1 protein-coding gene is annotated in these 1204 nt (G+C 61.7%); it reads right to left on the reverse strand.

All coding sequences use genetic code 11. The features are described 5' to 3' along the window. The coding region (locus EN862_RS34725; protein ID WP_135858166.1) for a Xaa-Pro peptidase family protein at positions 1 to 1142 on the reverse strand (1142 nt) is incomplete at its 3' end. Between the last annotated feature and the right edge of the window lie 62 nt (positions 1143 to 1204).

Consider the following 1204-nt stretch of genomic DNA (forward strand, 5'->3'; position numbering starts at 1 on the left):
TCGCGATCGCCGTTGCTCAGGACCTCCGCCCCTCCATCGGTCACCAGGATCGTCTCGCTGCAACCGATCGCGAAACGGCCCTCCTCGTCGGTCAGGAACAGCGGCATGTGCAGCGCCATGTTGGGCCGCAGCACATTCTGGCCGCCCGGCTCTAAGCTGGTGTAGCCCCGCGTCGACCAACCGAGACCGCATGAATAGCCAACGCGCTGGCGGAATGTCTGCGGACGGCCAGCCCGCTCTACGACCCCTCGTGCGGCAGCATCGACGTCTCCGGTCAATGCCCCGGGCATCGCAGCTGCGATCGCCGCCTCCAACGCTGCGTTCGAGAGTTCATACAGAGCCGTGGCCTCGGCATGTCTGCCGTAGATTGCGGAGCGCACTAGCCCGGCGGCGTAATCATGAAGCCTGCCACCGACCTCGATGTAGGCGACGTCGCCCTGTTTGAGGCGGTTGTTGCCGGACTTCGCGTGCCCTACGGCTGTGTGATCTCCGAATAAAATCCCGAACAAAGTCGCGTCTACCCCCGTGGACTCTACGGCCGCCTGGACGATAGCGGCGGCCTCGAGCTCGGACACGCCCTCCCTGAGGACGTCAACAAAGGCGGCAACGCCGGCCTCCGTCCCCTTCATCGCCTTTCGCATGACGGCGATCTCCTCTGCCGACTTGATGTCCGCCACAGTGAGAATCAGACGGGAGACGTCCACAACCTCGATGTTCGGAAGTAGCTCTTGTAGCTCCATGGCGTCGCGGGCCGTCATTCCAAAAAGGTCGAGCTCCATTCCGACGCGCCCCCGATCCAGCCCAAGCGATCGCATCACTTCAGCGCAGACCTTGCCCGCTTCGGTAAGCTGGTGATACGTGTGGATCTTGAGAGGAATGCTCTCGGCCCGGACATTCCATTCGTCGAACAAGCGGACGATATTCGTTCGCGGCACGTGTGGCGCGATGATCAGGTAATAGGGCCTCGCGTACGAGCCGGAGGCAGCATGTCCAGTCAGGTACTGGTGGTTGCGCGAGAAAGTCGATATGACTGCGTCGACTCCAAACTCCTGGAATCGGTCAAGAACAGCTTGCCAGCGACGGTTATACTCCGCCTCGCTAAAAGGAAGCCCGGGCGCCAAGCTCGACTGAGTGTTCGCCATTACCTCTCCTCCGCTCCCGTCGTTGTGCTTAGATGGTCAACTGCCGGGTGGTTTGCGTCAAA

Source organism: Mesorhizobium sp. M2E.F.Ca.ET.219.01.1.1 (assembly GCF_004016445.2).
GTDB lineage: Bacteria > Pseudomonadota > Alphaproteobacteria > Rhizobiales > Rhizobiaceae > Mesorhizobium.